This is a genomic window from Pseudomonas sp. P4_C1, from assembly GCF_056402155.1.
Map to the genome: position 1 here is coordinate 1 of NZ_JBFUHY010000001.1, position 18287 is coordinate 18287.

Consider the following 18287-nt stretch of genomic DNA (forward strand, 5'->3'; position numbering starts at 1 on the left):
GTGATGACCTTGCCGCTGTCCAGCGTCACGGTCACTGGACCGTTCTGTGCGGTCACCGGGGCGCCGTTCTTGTCGGTCAGCGTGGCGGTGTAGGTGATGGTGCCGTTCTCGTCCACGCTCGGCGTCGCGGTCAAGGTCACCGTGGTGGTGTCGTTGACGTCATTGACCGTGGTGCTGACCGGGGTTTTCACTGGGTTGATGGCTTCCAGGTTGCCACCCACCGCATCCTTGATGGATTCGGTGACCGTGGTCGGCCCTTGGTAGGCGTCGTTGCCCACGGTGACCGGCAAACTACCGGAACTCTGGCCTTCGGCGATGGTGATGACCTTGCCGCTGTCCAGCGTCACGGTCACTGGACCGTTCTGCGCGGTGACCGGTTGGCCTTGGGCATCGGTCAGGGTCGCGGTATAGGTGATGGTGCCGTTTTCGTCCACGCTCGGCGTCGCGCTCAGGGTCACGGTGGTGCTGTCATTGACGTCATTGACCGTGGTGGTCACTGGCGTGGTGTTTGGCGACACCTGTTCCAGGTTGCCGCCCACCGCGTCCTTGATGGATTCGGTGACCGTGGTCGGCCCTTGGTAGACGTCGTTGCCGACGCTCACCGGCAAGCTACCGGCGCTCTGGCCTTCGGCGATGGTGATGACCTTGCCGCTGTCCAGCGTGACGGTGACCGGACCGTTCTGCGCGGTCACCGGGGCGCCGTTCTTGTCGGTCAGCGTCGCGGTGTAGGTGATGGTGCCGTTCTCGTCCACGCTCGGTGTGGCGCTCAGCGTCACGGTGGTGGTGTCGATCGAGTCAGTGATGGACGTTACTGCCGGCTCTTTACTCGGCACCAGGTTCTCGAAGTTGCCGCCCGTGGTACCGGTGATGGTGGTGCTGACGGTGCTGCCGTTGGCATAAACATCATTGGCCGGGGTCGGCACGTTGACGCTGCCGGAGGTCTGGCCGGCTTCGATGGTAATGACCGAGCCGTTGCTCAAGGTCACAGTCATCGGCGTGCCGGCTGGATTGCTCAGGGTGGCGGTGTAGGTGATCTGCCCGCCTTCGGTGATGTTGCCGGTGGCCGTCAGGCTCAGCCCGGTGGTGTCCACGGAATCGGTGATGGTGGTCACGGCCGGCGTGGTGTTGGGCACCAGGTTCTCGAAGTTGCCGCCCGTGGTGCCGGTGATGGTGGTGCTGACGGTGCTGCCGTTGACATAGACGTCATTGGCCGGGGTCTCGACCACGACGCTACCGCTGGTCTTGCCCGCTTCGATGGTGATGACCGAGCCGTTGCTCAAGGTCACGGTCACCGGTGTTTGCGTCGGGTTGGTCAGGGTAGCGGTGTAGGTGATCTGGCCTCCTTCGGTGATGTTGCCGGTGGCCGTCAGGGTCAGCCCGGTGTTGTCCACGGAATCGGTGATGGTGGTCACGGCTGGCGCGGTGTTCGGCACCAGATTTTCGAAGTTGCCGCCCGTGGTACCGGTGATGGTGGTGCTGACGGTGTTGCCGTTCACATAAACGTCATTGGCCGGGGTTTCGACCACGATGCTGCCGGTGGTCTGGCCAGCTTCGATGGTGATGACCGAGCCGTTGCTCAAGGTCACGGTCACCGGTGTTTGCGTCGGGTTGGTCAGGGTAGCGGTATAGGTGATCTGCCCGCCTTCGGTGATGTTGCCGGTGGCCGTCAGGCTCAGTCCGGTGCTGTCCACGGAATCGGTGATGGTGGTCACGGCCGGCGGGGTGTTCGGCACCAGGTTTTCGAAGTTGCCGCCGGTGGTGCCGGTGATGGTGGTGCTGACGGTGCTGCCATTGACATAAACGTCATTGGCCGGGGTCTCGACCACGACGCTACCGCTGGTCTTGCCCGCTTCGATGGTGATGACCGAGCCGTTGCTCAAGGTCACGGTCATCGGCGTGCCGGCCGGGTTGCTCAGGGTGGCGGTGTAGGTGATCTGCCCGCCTTCGGTGACGGTATTGCCGGCCGTCAGGGTGACCGTGGTGGAGTCGACGGTATCGGTGACCTGGGTCACGGCCGGGGTAGTCGGCGGCGTCACGGTGATACCGCTGCCGCCGCTGGTGCCGGTGACCGTTACTTCGATCTGGGTCGCGTCGTTATAAACAGTGTCGTTCGCAGCCAATGGCACGTTGACGTTGCCGGTGGTCGCGCCCGCGGGAATCACGATCACGGCGCCGTTGGACAACGTGACAGTCAGGTCGGTCAGCGGTGCCTGGGTCAGGGTTGCGGTGTACACCAGCACGCCCCCGGCCTCGGTGATGCTCGGCGTGGCACTGAGGCTGAGGACTGATTCACTCGGGGTATTGGCGTTGGCGTTGGCGTTGGCATTGGTGGTCTGGCCACTCGGGATTTCCAGGGCCGTTTGCCCGGCAGAGTTGATACCTGCGGTCGGGAAGCCAACGGTCGGATCGACGCGTCCAGCGGTGGCGTCGAGAACCACGAAGCTGTGACCGCCACCGACGGCACCAGCAGAACCTGCCGCCGTCGGCCCCGCAGCGGTGGCTTCAAGGTCTTTGGTCGGGTCGGCACCGGCGACAATGGCTTGTTGCAGCTCTTCTACCGATGGCGCGGCTTGCGCAGTGGCGGCTGCCAGATCAGTGCCGGAGTCCGGGGCGTCAGCGCTCCACTGGGTGTCACGGCCCAGATCGAGGGTGCGGCCATCGGCGAGTTCCAGGGACACGGCACCGGAAAGGCCAGTGTCGATCTGGTCGCCGGCAAACAGTTTGTCGCCTTCAACGAGAACACGGCGGACGCCCTCTGGGGACACCACGAAAACCTGACCGACAATGCTTTTGACTATGGCAACAACACTGCTCATTGAAGACTCTCCGGGGTGTCACGTTCAGTTGACTTCCATAGACCTGATGGCGCCTGCGCCGACCAGTCTGGACGTACATTGCAAAATGGATGCACGAGTTTGACGCAAAAATACGTCAATAATTTGGCTGGAATTTTTAGCTATTAACTTTATGCCAAACTATTGACCTTCTGCAGATCATCCTAAACAATCGCCCCAGTAATGTCACATTGATATTTCAGTGGTGACCCGTCCTCGGTATGTGATCCAGTTCCGCTTTTTGAACTTTCCGACATACGGTCATTCGGCTTGCGATCTTCCGACGCAGCACGTTCTTTTGCTGTGATTCAAGACAAGAAGTTCTGGGAAATTCCTACATGCGTTTGCCTTTGTTCATGGCTATACCTTTCGCCCTCGCCGCATCTTTTGTTCAGGCGCAATCCTTGCCAGAGGCCATGCAGCAAGCGTTGGATGTCCATCCTGAGGTCCAGGCAGGCGTCAACAGCCGATTGGCTGCGGACTATCAGCTGAAGGCTGCGAAAGGTGGATACCTGCCACGGGTTGACCTGCTGGGTGGTTACGGTCGTGAAGGCACCGATAGCGTGACGACCCGCGCGGACAGTAGCGGCAACAAGCACTGGGAAACCCTGAATCGCAGTGAGTCCAGTTTGCGTCTGACCCAAATGGTTTTTGACGGTTTCGCGACGTCCAGCGAAGTGGGGCGTCAACAAGCCGCCGTCAACTCCCGCGCCTACTCGCTGCTGAGTACTTCCGAGCGTACCGGGCTGACCGTGGCCCAGGTTTATCTCGACGTGCTGACCCGTCGCGAATTCGTACGTCTGGCCGAGGACAACCTCAAGAGTCACCAACGCATTTACGACCAGATCCAGCTGCGCACCCAGCGAGGTGTCGGCAGCGGCGCCGACCTCGATCAGGCGGAGGCGCGGATGGCCCAGGCGCGCAACAACCTGATCACCGAGCAGACCAACCTGGCTGACGCCGAAACCAACTACCTCTCCGCTGTCGGCCAGATGCCCGATCAACTGGAGCGCCCGGCGAGCTTCATGGCGCTGATGCCGGCCAATCTGAATGAAGCCCGCGCGCAGATGCTGGAAAACAGCCCGATCCTGCGCTCGGCCGAATCCGATATCGCCGCCGCCGAGAAGCAGTACGACACGGCCAAGTCGACGTTCTACCCACGCTTCGATGCTGAATTGGGTCGCACCGCGGACAACGATATTGATGGTCAGAACGGCCACGACAACGAATGGCAGGCCATGCTGCGCATGCGCTTCAACCTGTATTCCGGCGGCAGCAACAAGGCCGATCTGGAATCCAAGTCCTACCTGTCGAACCAGGCGCTGGACATCCGCAACAACGCCCTGCGCCAATTGAATGAAGAGTTGGGCCTGGCCTGGAACGCCCTGAACAACGCCAACGCGCAGGTGCCGATCGCCCAGCAATACGTCGATCACAGTACCGCCGTGCGGACCGCTTACCAGCGTCAGTTCAGCCTCGGCGAGCGCACCCTGCTCGATTTGCTCGACAGTGAGAACGAACTGTTTACCTCCTCTCATCGTCTGGCGGAGATCAAGAACACTCAGTTATTTACTCAGTACCGTATCAAGGCGACCATGGGCGAATTGCTCAAAAGCCAGGGAGTGGTCGCACCATTGGCATCCGTTGTGCAGAACGACGTGAAGCCCAAGGTTCAATTGCCCGGTATGAATTGAGCGGGACCTTCGTTGTTCAATTGTTAGCCAAGAGTGCCGAGCGTGGAATCAGAAGTCAGTCGGGTTCAACTCATTCATGATCCGCGCGCGTTGCATGACGATCCGTTGCTGGATGGTCTGCTCGCTCTTTGCATGCTGCACCAAAAGCCTGCCAGCGCGGCAATGCTGACCACGGGTCTGCCGCTGCCCGAGCAACGCCTGAGTGTCGACTTGCTGCCTCGCGCGGCCGCTCGCGCGGGGCTGCAAGGTCGGGTGCTGCAACGCAAGCTGGAGGATATTCCGGCGATTGCCATGCCGGCCTTGTTGTTGCTCAAGGACGGTCGCAGTGCCGTCCTGCTTGGCTGGCAAGGCGAAGATCAGGTGCGGGTGCTGCTCAGCGAAAGCGATGGCGGCGAGTCCCTGGTCACTCGTGAGCTGCTGGTCGACGACTACACCGGCAAGGTCTTTTTCGCCCAGCCGCAGCACAAATTCGACGTCAATCACGGCACGCTGATTCCGCGTGCGCGCTCGTGGTTTCGCGACACCCTCAAGCGTTCGCGCTGGTTGTATGCCGACGCCATTGCCGCCAGTTTTCTGATCAACATCATCGCCATGGCCGCGCCGTTGTTCGTGATGAACGTCTACGATCGTGTCGTGCCGAACCAGGCCGAAGCAACGTTATGGGTGCTGGCACTCGGCATAACGGGCGCCTATCTCTTCGACCTTATCCTGAAAAGCCTGCGCAGCCTGTGCCTGGATCTGGCCGGCAAGAAAACCGACCTGATCATCTCGGCCACGCTGTTCGAGCGCATCGTCGGCATGTCCATGAAATACCGGCCGGCGCGGGTCGGCAGCTTTGCCCAGAACATCCATGAATTCCAGAGCCTGCGGGACTTCCTCGCCTCGCTGACCCTCACCAGCCTGATCGACCTGCCGTTCACCCTCCTGATTTTCATCGTCATCGCGATCCTCGGCGGGCATCTGGTGTGGATACCGGTGCTGGCATTCCCGATTGCCCTGGCCATCGGCTATGCCTTGCAGAAACCCCTGGTAGCAACCATGGAGCGGACCATGGCGCTGGGGGCCGAGCGTCAGTCGAGCCTGATCGAAACCCTGGCCGGCCTGGATGCGGTGAAGGTCAACAACGCCGAAAGCGAACGCCAGTACCAGTGGGAACAGACCATCGGCACCCTCAGTCGCCTTGAGTTGCGGGTGAAAATGCTCTCCGGCCTGGCAATGAACATCACCTTGCTGATCCAGCAACTGGCCGGGGTGATCATGATCGTCTTCGGCGTGTACCAGATCATCGACGGCCACCTGAGCATGGGCGGCCTGATTGCCTGCTACATGCTCAGTGGCCGAGCGCTCAGCCCGCTGGCGTCACTGTCCGGGTTGTTGACCCGTTATCAGCAGGCGCGGGTGACCATGACCTCGGTCGACCAGATGATGGAGCTGCCCCAGGAGCGCAATTTCGAAGAGCGTCCGCTCAGCCGCAAGGTGCTGCAAGGCGGCATTGAGTGCCGTCAGCTCAACTTCACCTACCCGCAACAGCAGAACCTGGCGCTGAAGAACATCAACCTGTCGATTCGTCCCGGCGAGAAGGTCGGCATCATTGGCCGAAGCGGTTCGGGCAAGAGCTCGCTGGCGAAATTGCTGGTGGGGCTGTATCAGCCGGATGATGGCTCGTTGTTGGTCGATGGTGTGGATATTCGCCAGATCGACGTCAGCGAGCTGCGCTACAACATCGGCTACGTGCCCCAGGACATTCAGTTGCTCGCCGGCACCTTGCGCGACAACCTGGTTTCCGGTGCGCGGTATGTCGAGGATGAACTGGTGCTGCAAGCCGCAGAACTGGCCGGCGTCCATGAGTACGCGCGCTTGCATCCGCAGGGCTATGAGCTGCAAGTGGGCGAGCGCGGGCAGAACCTTTCCGGTGGTCAACGGCAGAACGTCGCCCTGGCCCGTGCGCTGTTGCTCAATCCGCCGATCCTGCTACTCGACGAGCCGACCAGCGCCATGGACAACACCGGCGAAGAACGCCTCAAGCAGCGCCTGGCGGCGGTGATCGAAAACAAGACCATGGTGCTGGTGACGCACCGGGCATCGCTGTTGTCGCTGGTCGATCGACTGATCGTGATCGACCGCGGGCAGATACTCGCCGACGGCTCGAAAGCCGCGGTGATGGAAGCGTTGAAGAAGGGGCAGATCAGTGTTGCTTAAGTCGGGTAAGGATTCGATCCGTCGCTACTTCAAAGGCACTGCTTCGCTGCAGGGCCAGCCGCTGCCGGAGGTCAATAAGGCACTGATCGAGGATGCGCCGCGAGTGGTGCGGCTGACGATCTGGGCGATCATCGCTTTCTTTGTATTCCTGATGCTCTGGGCCAACTTCGCGGTCATCGACGAAGTGATCAAGGGCGACGGCAAGGCGATTCCATCGTCGAAAATCCAGAAAATCCAGAACCTTGAAGGCGGTATCGTTGCCGAGCTGTTCGTCAAGGAAGGCCAGATCGTCGAGGCCGGCGCACCGCTGATTCGCCTGGACGACACGCGATTTGCTTCGAACGTCGGCGAAACCGAGGCCGATCGGTTGTCGATGCTGCTGCGGGTCGAACGTCTGAGCGCCGAGGTCGAAGATCGCCCGCTGAACTTCCCCGAAGATGTACTCAAGGCCGTGCCGGGTCAGGCCAAGAACGAAGAATCGCTCTATATAAGCCGCCGCCAACAGTTGCACGACGAGATTGGCGGCTTGCAGGAGCAGTTGATCCAGCGCCAGCAGGAGCTGCGCGAATTCACGTCCAAGCAGGCACAGTATCGCCAGCAATTGGGCTTCCAGCGTCAGGAAATCAGCATGTCCGAGCCGTTGGTGGCCCAGGGCGCGGTATCGCCGGTGGAAGTCCTGCGCCTCAGGCGTGCCGAAGCGGAGACCCGTGGTCAGCTCGACGCTACCACCCTGGCCATTCCGCGTGCTGAATCGGCAATCAAGGAAGTGCAGCGCAAGGTCGATGAAACCCGTGGCAAATTCCGTAGCGAAGCCCTGACCCAACTCAACGAAGCACGCACCGATCTGAACAAGGCCCAGGCCACCGGCAAGGCCCTGGAAGACCGGGTCAGCCGGACGCTGGTCACTTCGCCGGTGCGGGGTATCGTCAACAAGTTGCTGGTCAATACCATCGGCGGGGTTATCCAGCCAGGCAGCGACATGGTGGAAATCGTGCCGCTGGACGACACCTTGCTGGTCGAGGCGAAGATCCGCCCGCAGGACATCGCGTTCCTGCATCCGGGGCAGGAAGCGACGGTGAAATTCACCGCCTATGACTACACCATCTACGGCGGGTTGAAGGCCAGGCTGGAGCAGATCGGCGCCGACACCATTACCGACGAAGACAAAAAAACCACCTACTACATCATCAAGCTGCGCACCGACCGCAGCCACTTGGGCACCGATGAAAAACCGTTGCTGATCATTCCGGGGATGGTGGCTTCCGTGGACATCATCACCGGCAAGAAGACCGTGCTGAGCTACCTGCTCAAGCCGATCATCCGCGCGCGAGCCGAGGCGCTGCACGAGCGCTAGATCTTCAGTGGCCTTTCTGGCCTCATCGCTGGCAAGCCAGCTCCCACAGGGTTCTCTGCTGGAACACAAATATGTGCCCGACACAAAAACCTGTGGGAGCGGGCTTGCCCGCGATGGCGTCAGTCAAAACACCTCAACCCTGTGAGTAAGTGACAAATTACGTCACTCAGCCATCCACTCGCCGCCTTCTCAATCGCCATAACGTTATTCGTTAACGGTATTTAAATTTAAATTCTTATATCTATAAAGTCAGTCTCCTGCGTACCTGCCGACCAATCGGCGCGCCGCACGACACGAACCAACACGGGACCTCCGTGAGTTTCTGATCGACGCGCGCGCCTCTGAGCGTGCCGTGCGTGGGAGTGATTTATGTCTGCAGCTTCAGCTTCGCCAAGCATCGCGCCACAATTCTTTGAGGTCCGCCCGTTCAGCGGAGCGGTGGGCGCCGAGATCATCGGTCTCGACCTGTCCCGTCCGATCAATGATCAGGACTTCGCGCGTATTCACCGCGCGCACCTGGATCATCACGTGGTGGTGTTCCGCGACCAGCGCATAACCCCTGAGCAACAGATCGATTTCAGTCGTCGTTTTGGCGTGTTGCAGATCCACGTGCTCAAGCAGTTCCTGCTGGCAGGGCATCCGGAAATCCTCATCGTTTCCAACATCGTCGAAAACGGCCAGAACATTGGCCTGGGCGACGCCGGCAAGTTCTGGCACTCCGATCTTTCTTATAAGGCGCTGCCGAGCCTGGGCTCGATGCTGCATGCCCGGGAGCTGCCGTCAGAAGGCGGCGACACATTGTTCGCCGACATGCACAAAGCCTGGGACAACCTGCCGCTCGCGCTGCGCAAAGCGGTGGAAGGTCGCTCGGCGGCGCACTCCTACACGGCGCGTTACAGCGAGACCAAATTCGAAGGCAGCTGGCGCCCGACCCTGACCCCGGAACAGCTCGCCCAGGTCGCCGAAGTGGTGCACCCGGTCGTGCGTACCCACCCGGAAAACGGTCGCAAGGCACTGTTCGTCAGCGAAGGGTTCACCACCCGTATCGTTGGCCTGCCGGACGACGAGAGCCAACAACTGCTGACCGAACTCTACGCTCACAGCGTGCTACCGCAAAACATCTATCGCCATCAATGGCAGCCCCAAGACCTGGTGTTCTGGGACAACCGTTCGCTGATCCACCTCGCCGCCGGATGCCCCAGCCATCTGCGCCGCAAGCTGTATCGCACCACCATCCAGGGCGACGCGCCTTTCTGATTTGTCGGAGATTTGATCATGTCCAAACGTCTTCCATTCGCTCCGCTGGCCGCGGCCATCGGCCTGGGTTTCAGCCTGATCGCCAGCAGCCTGGTGGCGCCGACCGTGGCCCACGCCGAAGGTGAAATCCGCATTGCCGAACAGTTCGGCATCGTTTACTTGCTGCTCAATGTGGTGCGCGATCAGAACCTGATCGAGAAATACGGCAAGCAGGAAGGTATCGACATCAAGGTCGACTGGACCCAGCTCTCCGGCGGCGCGGCGGTCAACGATGCGTTGCTGTCGGGTTCGATCGACATTGCCGGCGCCGGTGTCGGCCCGCTGCTGACTATCTGGGATCGCACCCACGGTAAGCAGAACGTAAAAGCCGTGGCTTCCCTGGGCAACTTCCCGTACTACCTGGTGAGCAATAATCCCAAGGTCAGAACCATCGCCGACTTCACCGAAAAGGACCGTATCGCGGTACCGGCGGTGGGCGTGTCGGTGCAGTCGCGCTTCCTGCAATACGCGGCGGCCAAACAGTGGGGTGACAAGGACTTCAATCGCCTCGACAAGTACACCATCGCCGTTCCGCACCCCGACGCGACAGCGGCGCTGGTGGCCGGCGGCACCGAGCTGAGCGGGCACTTTTCCAATCCGCCGTTCCAGGATCAGGAACTGGCCAATCCCAATGTGCACGTGGTGCTGAACACCTATGACCTGCTCGGCCCGAACTCGCCGACGGTGCTGTTCGCCACCGAGAAATTCCGCAATGAGAACCCGAAAACCTACAAGGCATTCATTGATGCGCTGATCGAAGCGGCGCAATTCGCGCAGAACGACAAGGGCGCGGCAGCCGACACTTATATCCGCGTTACCAAGGCCAAAATCGATCGCGCCGCGTTGCTGAAAATCATCGACAACCCGCAGTTCGAATTCAGCGTCACGCCGAAAAACACCTACCCGCTGGCGGAGTTCCTCTACCGCGTTGGCGCGATCAAAAACAAACCGGATTCGTGGAAGGACTACTTCTTCCAGGACGCCAAGCCGCTGCAAGGGAGCTGACCGAAATGAACGCCCCTTTGCAAGGCCACACGGTCAGCAAACCGATCGCGGCAGCCCAGGCGCTGCTGTCGGTCGATAACGTCAGCCTCGAATACCGCACGACGCAGCGGGTGGTGCGGGCGACCCATCAAGTCAGTTTCCAGATCGATCCGGCGGACCGTTTTGTTCTGCTCGGGCCATCCGGTTGTGGCAAGTCGACGTTGCTCAAGGCTGCCGCCGGCTTCATCCAGCCCGTGGAAGGCGAGATCCGTCTGCAAGGCCAGCGCGTCGATGCGCCGGGGCCGGACCGGATCGTGGTGTTCCAGGAGTTCGATCAACTGCCGCCGTGGAAAACCGTCAAGCAGAACGTGATGTTCCCGCTGCTGGCCTCGAAAACCCTCAAGCGCAAAGAGGCCGAAGAGCGGGCGTTGCATTATCTGGAGAAGGTCGGTCTGGCGGCGTTTGCCGATGCTTATCCGCATACCCTGTCGGGCGGGATGAAGGCGCGGGTTGCTATTGCCCGGGCACTGGCTATGCAGCCGAAAATCCTCCTCATGGACGAACCCTTCGCCGCCCTCGATGCCCTGACCCGACGCAAGATGCAGGAAGAATTATTGCTGCTCTGGGAGGAAGTGCGTTTCACGCTGCTGTTCGTCACGCACTCCATCGAAGAAGCGCTGGTGGTGGGCAACCGCATCCTGTTGCTGTCTCCGCATCCGGGGCGGGTGAGGGCGGAAGTCCACAGCCATCAATACGATTTGCACAGCCTCGGCGGTGTGGCGTTTCAGGAATCGGCACGGCGCATCCATCGGCTGCTGTTCGACGAAGGCCAGCCGACCCAAGCCGATCATGAGCTGGATTTCGCCGACATCCGCATCGCTTATTGAGCCAGTTGAAAGGAGGGCCCGATGAGCCATTTATCATCCCAGCGTGAAGAGTTCGAAACGGTTTTGCAGCCACTGACCAGCGTGCCGCTGGAGCGTGAATTACCCCTCGGCCAACGTCTGTGGCAGCAAGGTTGGCTACGTAAGAGCCTGATCCTGATTTTGCTCGCAGTGCTTTGGGAAGCAATTGCCCGGTATCAAAACAACGACCTGCTGCTGCCGGGTTTTGTGCAAACCGCACACGCCTTGTACGACGGCCTGCTCAGCGGTGAATTGCTGGGCAAGGTGTGGATATCTCTGGTGGTGTTGCTCAAGGGGTACCTGATCGGCATCGGCCTGGCGTTTGCCCTGACCACACTGGCGGTGTCGACGCAATTTGGTCGCGATTTGCTCAGTACCCTGACCTCGATGTTCAACCCCTTGCCGGCCATCGCCCTGTTGCCGCTGGCGCTGCTGTGGTTTGGACTGGGCCAGAACAGCCTGATTTTCGTGCTGGTGCATTCGGTACTCTGGGCGCTGGCGCTGAACACCTACGCCGGCTTCCTCGGCGTCTCGGAAACCCTGCGCATGGCCGGGCGCAACTACGGTCTCAAGGGCATGCGCTTCGTGCTGTTCATCCTGATTCCAGCGGCGCTGCCGTCGATCCTCGCCGGCCTGAAAATCGGCTGGGCGTTTGCCTGGCGGACGTTGATTGCTGCTGAGCTGGTGTTTGGCGCTACCAGCGGGAAGGGCGGGTTGGGCTGGTACATCTTTCAGAATCGCAATGAGCTGTATACCGACAAGGTGTTTGCCGGGTTGGCGGTGGTGATTCTGATTGGGTTGCTGGTGGAGAATCTGGTGTTTGATTCGTTGGAGCGGGTGACGGTTAGGCGGTGGGGGATGGTGCGTTAGGGAACGCCGAATGTTTGGACGACATATTGGTAATGAGCCCATTGAGCAAGGCGATCAGCGTTTCTATTTTTTCGTTACCCAGTAATTGAACGACGAGCCGTCACTTCTACGTATAAGCGTCACAAGCACTGGCCTGGGAGAGCGAGAAGAGCTTGAGCTGGAACTGGAACTCCAGTCACTCGGTCCAGAGCTGTCGAACGATGATGATCGCGAACTCGGAGGAGATGTTGGAAGATAGGCGCCGCCAGCGGGGCCGTTATTGGTCGCTGCGCTTGGTGGGCCGCTAGGCGGTGCACCACCTAAAAGCCTCTCGTGTACGAGGGTTGGCTCCGTTGGGGTTGAACCATTGAATAGAGTTCTCGGTTGGTCAAAAGAACTCGATCGCTGCGGTAAGTGGCCACGAGCGCTTGAGTTGGAGCCCATAGCCCAGCCACCGTCTCCGCTTCTTCCGAAGGGAGTTGTTGATCTATTACCAAGAGCGGTCAATCCGCCCAACGCCGCTCCGTCTGCGTATCCAGGTCGACTAAGACTCTCCGAGGCAACGCTGGTCATCCGCGCACCCTCGCTTATTATGTCTCCTCTTGGGCCGGGTGCCGCCGCTACAGGACCACCCGCTATCATTAACCCCGTGAATTCACCCGTTTTTTCAGGAGACATTGGACCAAAATCCGCTAATGGTCTGCCTGACCCTGTAGCTCCGGGGCCGCCAAATAGAAAATCGTAGCCGCGCGAAAAGAGTTTTCCCACCCTGCTATGTCCCGTCGGATCCGAAGCATTCACCGGATCCCCCACGCAATACATATACGCATTCAACCCACCCCGTCCAAACGGACTCCAACTGTCCGGGCTATGAAAGCGCATCAGGCAGGGGTTGTAGGCGCGGTAGCCGTTACCCAGCAAATACCATCCGATCTTTTCTTCGCGCAATTGGCCATTGAACCCCAGTCGTGTCTCGACTTTCTGCTGCGCGGACCGCTCGCCGTAGGCGGAGTAGCCGAGGGTGTGGGCCTGGCCATCGACGATTTCACCAATGATGGACTGACTGCGGTCGGTTGCCAGCAGTATTACCCGTGGCTCGCTGCGGTTGTTTGGATCAACAGGTTTGGCGTGACTCATACCGGGATCTTCGCGGAAGTGGAGCAGACCTTGAGTTTTACTCGCTTGAGCCCAACTTGATAACTATCAGAACTGATAGTGGTGTGAGTTGTTTCTATGGGCTAGCGCATGGAGGTGGTGACGGATCCACCGCTTTCGCGAGCAGGCTCGCTCCTACATTGGTTCTTTGTCGTACACAAATTTTGCGACCACCTTGGATCTCCTGTGGCGAGCCGTTGGGTGGTGGTTGGGAGTCGGTGTATCCCGTGGCGCAGACGGCGCAACGCTGACGGTGCCGCCGCCGGCTATCGCTCCATTACCGGGTCAGCATCGACGTTGCTCGGCTTGAAGGGCTAAAGTGATGCACAAACAATCTGGCTCTTCACACAATGTCGCAAGGGGAGGCAATGGAGGCGCGCAGAGAAACGCCGATGGGCGACACTCAGGGACCGCATGCCAATCCTGGTTTTGCCAGGGGCGCGCAACCGTTGATCCGCTGGGCGCGAGAGCATTGGCTGGTGCCGATTCTGGTATTGGCCGCGCTGGTGCGCTTTTACGATCTGACCGCTGCCGCGATTTGGGGCGACGAGGGTTCCAGCCTGCTGCTGGCCCGTTATTCATTACCTGACATCTGGGTACACGCCGCCTACGACGTGCACCCGCCCCTGTACTTCATGCTGCTGCACGGCTGGATCGCGATGTTTGGCGACGGCATATTGTCGATCCGTTGCCTCAGTGCCCTGCCGGGGATTGCCTCGGTCGGGCTCGGTGTGTGGCTGGTCGATCAGCTCGCCACCCGCCGTGCTGCAATCTTCGCCGGCTTCCTGCTGGCCCTGCTGCCCACGGCGGTGCGCTACAGCCAGGAAGTGCGAATGTATTCGCTGCTGGGGCTGTGGTTGCTGGGGGCAACCATTGCGCTGGTGTACTGGATCCGCAAGCCGCAGCGCCGGCGCTATCTGGTGATCTATGTCGTGCTGATGAGCGCGGCGTTTTACACCCATTACTTCACGGCCCTTTGCGTGCTCTGCCATTGGCTGTATCTGGGGATCATCCGTGTGCAGCCGGGTCATCGCCTGCGACACATCCAGCGGGGTGACTGGTGGCTGGCCAATGTGGCTATCGTGGCGCTGTATCTGCCGTGGCTACCGGGGTTTGTCGACCTGCTACGCCACCTGGACCAGTTGAAGGCCAATGGCGATGTTGGCTGGGAATTGCCCGTCAGCCTGGATTCCTTGCCGTCGATGGTCTGGTCGTTGCTGACCCAGGACGACGGAGAAACCCTGCCGCCACTGGTATTTATTGCCTTGCCGCTGACCTTGCCGGTGTTGGCGTGGGTGGCGCTGGCGCGTGATCGCAGTGTGTTCCGTGGCAGCGCGTTGCTCGCGGTCTACACCTTTGTCCCGATGCTGCTGGTGTTTGCGGTGTCGTTTTTTTCGCCGATATTCATCGAGCGCTACCTCACCGCGTATGCCCTTGGCCTGCCGCTGTTGGCGGCATTGGCAATCGACCGCTTGTACTCCGGTTCCCGGGTGCTGGCCATGACGGTGCTGGTCCTGTTTGTCGGTGTTGAACTGGTGGGCCTGAAAAATAACGCGACAGTGGACGTCCATGATCAGGTCAATGTCCTGGTGGAAGACGTCAACCTGCATTTTCAGCCGGGGGACCGGATCGTCACCAGTGACATGCTCTGGTACTTGAGTTACGTCTACTACAACCGCACCAGTACCCAGCCCCTGCTCTACACACCGCCACGGGCCGATGGCACTTCGAGCCGGCCGAACGACTATGGTTTCGGTACCTTGACGATGCCAGACGTGTACCTGGACCACTTGAGCGACCTGCCCAAGGGCACGGGACGAACCTGGCTGATCAGTACCGCCGACGTACCTGACGAGTTCGCACCGTTGCCGGCGCAATGGCATATCGCTCGTCAGATGAAGGCTGGTGGTGTTGCCGCGAGGTTGTACCTGTCTGGCAATACCGGACAATGAGTGGCGTCATCGCAACCTTCAGGGTTTCGACGACAAGTCCGCCATGCCCTTGAGCAACTCGATCGGCAGTGGAAAGACGATGGTCGAGCTCTTGTCGCCGGCAATCGAACTCAGGGTCTGCATGTAGCGCAGCTGCATGGCCCCCGGTTGGCGGCCAAGCATTTCGGCGGCCTGCATGAGTTTTTCCGAGGCCTGCAATTCGCCTTCGGCGTGGATCACCTTGGCTCGCCGTTCCCGTTCGGCTTCAGCCTGCTTGGCGATGGCGCGGATCATCGATTCGTTGAGGTCCACGTGTTTGATCTCGACGTTGGCGACCTTGATGCCCCAGGCGTCGGTCTGGGCGTCGAGTACTTGCTGGATGTCCAGGTTCAACCGTTCGCGTTCGGCCAGCAGTTCGTCCAGTTCGTGTTTACCCAGCACCGCCCGCAGCGTGGTCTGCGCCAGTTGGCTGGTGGCCATCAGAAAGTCTTCAACCTGGATGATTGCCTTTTGCGGATCGAGCACGCGGAAATACAGCACCGCGTTGACCTTGACCGACACGTTGTCGCGGGTGATCACGTCTTGCGGCGGCACGTCCAGCACTACGGTGCGCAAATCGACCCTGACCATTTGCTGGACCACCGGAATCAGCAGGATCAGACCAGGGCCCTTGACCTGCCAGAAGCGCCCGAGCTGGAACACCACGCCGCGCTCGTACTCGCGCAGGATGCGAAACGTCGACCCCGCCAGTGCGATGAGCAACAGCAGGAGCGCGACAAGACCCAATTGCAAACCCATGACTATTCTCCACCCGGCGCCGCGTCAGCCGCGGCCACTTGCAGCAGCAAACCCTTGCGCCCCACCACTCGCACCCGTTGCCCGGGCTGCAGCGGTGTCGCGCTGAGCACTTGCCATCGTTCTCCTTGCAGATGCACCCAGCCGCCATAGGCGTTGCCGAGCTGCACTGACGTGACTGGCGTTTCGCTGCCGACCAGCCCGGCATCACCGCTGACGGTGTGGCGCGGTCGGGTCTTCAGGGCGTGAAACACCAGGTAGATCAGCAACAGCGCGCTGACCAGTCCCAGGCCGATCATTAGCGGCTCGGGCACATCGGTATTGGTCAGGATCACCGCGCCGATCACGAACATCACGATGCCGCCCAGGCCGATCACACCGTAATTGGGCAGTGCCGCCTCGGCGATCAGAAACGCGAGGCCGAAGGTGATCAGCCAGATCCCGAGGGGGTTGGGCACCAGCAATACAACCGTGTCGGCGGCCCAGGTCGATCCGCTCAACGCCAACAGCAGCGCAATGGCACAACAGCGCAAGTTCACTTGACCCTCCGAGAGAGTCTTGGGGTGGCTCTGAACACAGTTTAGTTGAGCCTTGGCCGGTATGAATTTTGCTCAATTTTCGTCGACATCCGATGGGCGGATTTCCCGCCGGAACACGTCATCGGGCCTAGACTTTCAGTACCGAAAGAATTGTTAACCAGCGTCCGCCAGCGATTGTTGCGGACACCGAGGTGCATCATGCGTATGGCAAGAACCGTGCAGCGAAGTCTGGAAAAGGCTCAATGCAACTACGACATCGTCAGCCACCCACACTCGGCCAGCAGCCTCGAAACGGCACGGGTCGCAGGTATTCCTGCCGAACGGGTGGCAAAATCGGTGATCCTCGACGATCACCATGGGCATTACCTGATGGCCGTGCTGCCCGCCAGCCGTCACCTTGACCTGAGCAAAGTCCGCAGTAGCGGTGAGTGGCAGGTGTCTCGCGAAAGCAACCTGGCGCACCTGTTCGACGATTGCGAACGCGGCGCCGTACCGGCGCTGGGTGAGTCCTATGGGTTGGAGGTGGTCATCGATCCGCTGCTGACCCGGCAGAAAGACATCTATCTGGAGGCCGGCAATCACGTCAACCTGGTGCGCATGGACATGCCCGAGTTTCTGAAAATGGTGCCGCATGCCGAAGTGCGGGAGTTGAGTCATTGAGTTTTGTTTCGTCAATGCTGACGTCATCGCGAGCAGGCTCGCTCCCACAGGTTTTGTGATCGACTCAGAACCGTGTGGGAGCGAGCCTGCTCGCGATGACCGCGCAGCGGTCCCTTAATCAGTTCACAGGAGCTAGACATGGAAAGCCCAACCCACAACCTTCCATCCCTGTTCAAGCAACTCGGCCTGCCGGACGACGCCGAAAGCATCGATAAATTCATCGCCACCCATTCACCGCTCAAACCGGAGCTGCACCTTGCGGATGCATTTTTCTGGAGCCCGAGTCAGGCGGATCTTCTGCGAGAGGAGATACTCGATGACGCGGATTGGGCGGAGGTGGTGGATCAGCTGGATGTGCTGCTGAGGAAAGGGCGGGGGGTTTAGAAAACTGATAGGCGGTGGTTCACCGAGGTTGCTCTGATCACAATAATTGACCAGAATTAAGACCTTATTTGAGGTCTTAATTATGCAAAGTGTTTTGGCTGACATGGCTGTCAGCGTGTCTGAACTAAAGAAAAACCCCTCTGCCGTTTTGAATGGCGCCCATGGAGGGCCCGTCGCAGTGCTCAATCACAATCGTGTCATGGGGTATATGGTCCCTGCCGATGTGTTCGAAGCCATGATGGAACGCCTGGATGATCTGGAATTGGCGGAAATCGTGCGTTCTCGTCGTCATGAAACGCCGATTTCGGTAACGCTGGATGACTTATAAGCTCGAATTTCTGCCGTCTGCACGCAAGGAATGGGACAAGCTGGGGCACACGTTGCGTGAACAATTCAAAAAGAAGTTGGCAGAGCGGCTTGAACTGCCTCGAGTCCCTTGCGACTCACTCCATGGCATGCCCGACTGCTACAAAATCAAGTTGAAGTCATCGGGATATCGACTCGTCTACGAGGTGATAGATGAGCGCGTTGTCGTTTCTGTCGTTGCAGTAGGAAAGCGCGAGCGCAGTGAAGTGTATGAGCGCGCCAGGAAACGTTGATCGCTCTCGACAGGTCTCTATTACGTATTTGTTTCAAAACTTGACGGAAAATCCTCTCCAATGCATATTGATAGTTAGCAAACTAACAGTGTGTGTTTTCCCTCGTGCC

At 59.8% G+C, this 18287-nt stretch carries 17 protein-coding genes; 13 read left to right on the forward strand and 4 right to left on the reverse strand.

Annotated elements, in window-relative coordinates; genetic code table 11:
* On the reverse strand, positions 1 to 2816 hold a 2816-nt coding region (locus AC1DU9_RS00005; RefSeq protein WP_477809595.1), incomplete at its 3' end, for a retention module-containing protein.
* Positions 2817 to 3172: 356 nt separating this feature from the next.
* On the opposite strand from AC1DU9_RS00005, the gene AC1DU9_RS00010 reads away from it, so the two are divergent.
* The 7 genes from AC1DU9_RS00010 to AC1DU9_RS00040 all read left to right on the forward strand — a co-directional run bounded on the left by AC1DU9_RS00010 (position 3173) and on the right by AC1DU9_RS00040 (position 12136).
* A complete protein-coding gene (locus AC1DU9_RS00010; protein ID WP_223463950.1) occupies positions 3173 to 4528 on the forward strand; it encodes a TolC family outer membrane protein in 1356 nt (451 codons plus the stop codon).
* A 42-nt stretch (positions 4529 to 4570) separates the two neighbouring features.
* A complete protein-coding gene (locus tag AC1DU9_RS00015; RefSeq protein ID WP_223463945.1) occupies positions 4571 to 6727 on the forward strand; it encodes a type I secretion system permease/ATPase in 2157 nt (718 codons plus the stop codon).
* Positions 6717 to 8081, forward strand: a complete 1365-nt coding sequence (locus tag AC1DU9_RS00020; protein WP_477809596.1) for an HlyD family type I secretion periplasmic adaptor subunit — start codon at positions 6717 to 6719, stop codon at positions 8079 to 8081. The genes AC1DU9_RS00015 and AC1DU9_RS00020 overlap by 11 nt, the downstream gene beginning before the upstream one ends.
* A 369-nt stretch (positions 8082 to 8450) precedes the next feature.
* A complete protein-coding gene (locus AC1DU9_RS00025; RefSeq protein WP_223463940.1) occupies positions 8451 to 9338 on the forward strand; it encodes a TauD/TfdA dioxygenase family protein in 888 nt (295 codons plus the stop codon).
* A gap of 18 nt (positions 9339 to 9356) precedes the next feature.
* Positions 9357 to 10382 (forward strand): ABC transporter substrate-binding protein, encoded by a 1026-nt coding sequence (locus tag AC1DU9_RS00030; RefSeq protein WP_223463939.1) that lies wholly within the window; start codon positions 9357 to 9359, stop codon positions 10380 to 10382.
* Positions 10383 to 10387: 5 nt separating this feature from the next.
* A complete protein-coding gene (locus tag AC1DU9_RS00035) occupies positions 10388 to 11248 on the forward strand; it encodes an ABC transporter ATP-binding protein (RefSeq protein ID WP_223463938.1) in 861 nt (286 codons plus the stop codon).
* Positions 11249 to 11269: 21 nt separating this feature from the next.
* Positions 11270 to 12136, forward strand: a complete 867-nt coding sequence (locus AC1DU9_RS00040; RefSeq protein WP_457265714.1) for an ABC transporter permease — start codon at positions 11270 to 11272, stop codon at positions 12134 to 12136.
* Between the two features lie 63 nt (positions 12137 to 12199).
* Here AC1DU9_RS00040 and AC1DU9_RS00045 read toward each other — a convergent pair whose 3' ends face one another.
* Positions 12200 to 13081 (reverse strand): RHS repeat-associated core domain-containing protein, encoded by an 882-nt coding sequence (locus AC1DU9_RS00045; RefSeq protein ID WP_223463275.1) that lies wholly within the window; start codon positions 13079 to 13081, stop codon positions 12200 to 12202.
* Between AC1DU9_RS00045 and AC1DU9_RS00050 the strand changes: the two genes are divergently transcribed.
* Both AC1DU9_RS00050 and AC1DU9_RS00055 read left to right on the forward strand, forming a co-directional pair.
* The gene (locus tag AC1DU9_RS00050; RefSeq protein WP_223463276.1) at positions 12986 to 13312 is read left to right on the forward strand and encodes a hypothetical protein; all 327 of its coding nucleotides are present in this window, start codon (positions 12986 to 12988) and stop codon (positions 13310 to 13312) included. The two genes, AC1DU9_RS00045 and AC1DU9_RS00050, sit on opposite strands and share 96 nt — an antisense overlap.
* Positions 13313 to 13638: 326 nt before the next feature.
* Positions 13639 to 15222 carry a glycosyltransferase family 39 protein gene (locus AC1DU9_RS00055; protein ID WP_223463241.1) on the forward strand — a complete coding sequence of 528 codons (1584 nt, stop codon included), beginning with the start codon at positions 13639 to 13641 and terminating at the stop codon, positions 15220 to 15222.
* Positions 15223 to 15240: 18 nt separating this feature from the next.
* On the opposite strand, the gene AC1DU9_RS00060 is transcribed toward AC1DU9_RS00055, so the two are convergent.
* Together AC1DU9_RS00060 and AC1DU9_RS00065 are read right to left on the reverse strand one after the other, a co-directional pair.
* Positions 15241 to 15999: a slipin family protein gene (locus AC1DU9_RS00060; RefSeq protein ID WP_108219769.1), complete on the reverse strand. Its 759-nt coding sequence runs from the start codon at positions 15997 to 15999 to the stop codon at positions 15241 to 15243.
* Positions 16000 to 16001: 2 nt separating this feature from the next.
* Positions 16002 to 16535: an NfeD family protein gene (locus AC1DU9_RS00065; protein WP_223463242.1), complete on the reverse strand. Its 534-nt coding sequence runs from the start codon at positions 16533 to 16535 to the stop codon at positions 16002 to 16004.
* Between the two features lie 198 nt (positions 16536 to 16733).
* Here AC1DU9_RS00065 and AC1DU9_RS00070 point away from each other — a divergent pair, with 198 nt between their 5' ends.
* The 4 genes from AC1DU9_RS00070 to AC1DU9_RS00085 all read left to right on the forward strand — a co-directional run bounded on the left by AC1DU9_RS00070 (position 16734) and on the right by AC1DU9_RS00085 (position 18178).
* On the forward strand, positions 16734 to 17195 hold the full coding sequence (locus AC1DU9_RS00070; RefSeq protein WP_108219767.1) for an aminoacyl-tRNA deacylase: 462 nt from the start codon (positions 16734 to 16736) through the stop codon (positions 17193 to 17195).
* A gap of 138 nt (positions 17196 to 17333) precedes the next feature.
* Positions 17334 to 17579 carry a DUF2789 domain-containing protein gene (locus tag AC1DU9_RS00075; protein ID WP_150726392.1) on the forward strand — a complete coding sequence of 82 codons (246 nt, stop codon included), beginning with the start codon at positions 17334 to 17336 and terminating at the stop codon, positions 17577 to 17579.
* Between the two features lie 82 nt (positions 17580 to 17661).
* Positions 17662 to 17907 (forward strand): type II toxin-antitoxin system prevent-host-death family antitoxin, encoded by a 246-nt coding sequence (locus tag AC1DU9_RS00080; protein ID WP_150726393.1) that lies wholly within the window; start codon positions 17662 to 17664, stop codon positions 17905 to 17907.
* Complete coding sequence (locus AC1DU9_RS00085) at positions 17897 to 18178, forward strand: type II toxin-antitoxin system RelE family toxin (protein WP_223463243.1); 282 nt, start codon at positions 17897 to 17899, stop codon at positions 18176 to 18178. Before AC1DU9_RS00080 ends, AC1DU9_RS00085 begins: the two co-directional genes overlap by 11 nt.
* The last annotated feature ends 109 nt before the right edge of the window (positions 18179 to 18287 follow it).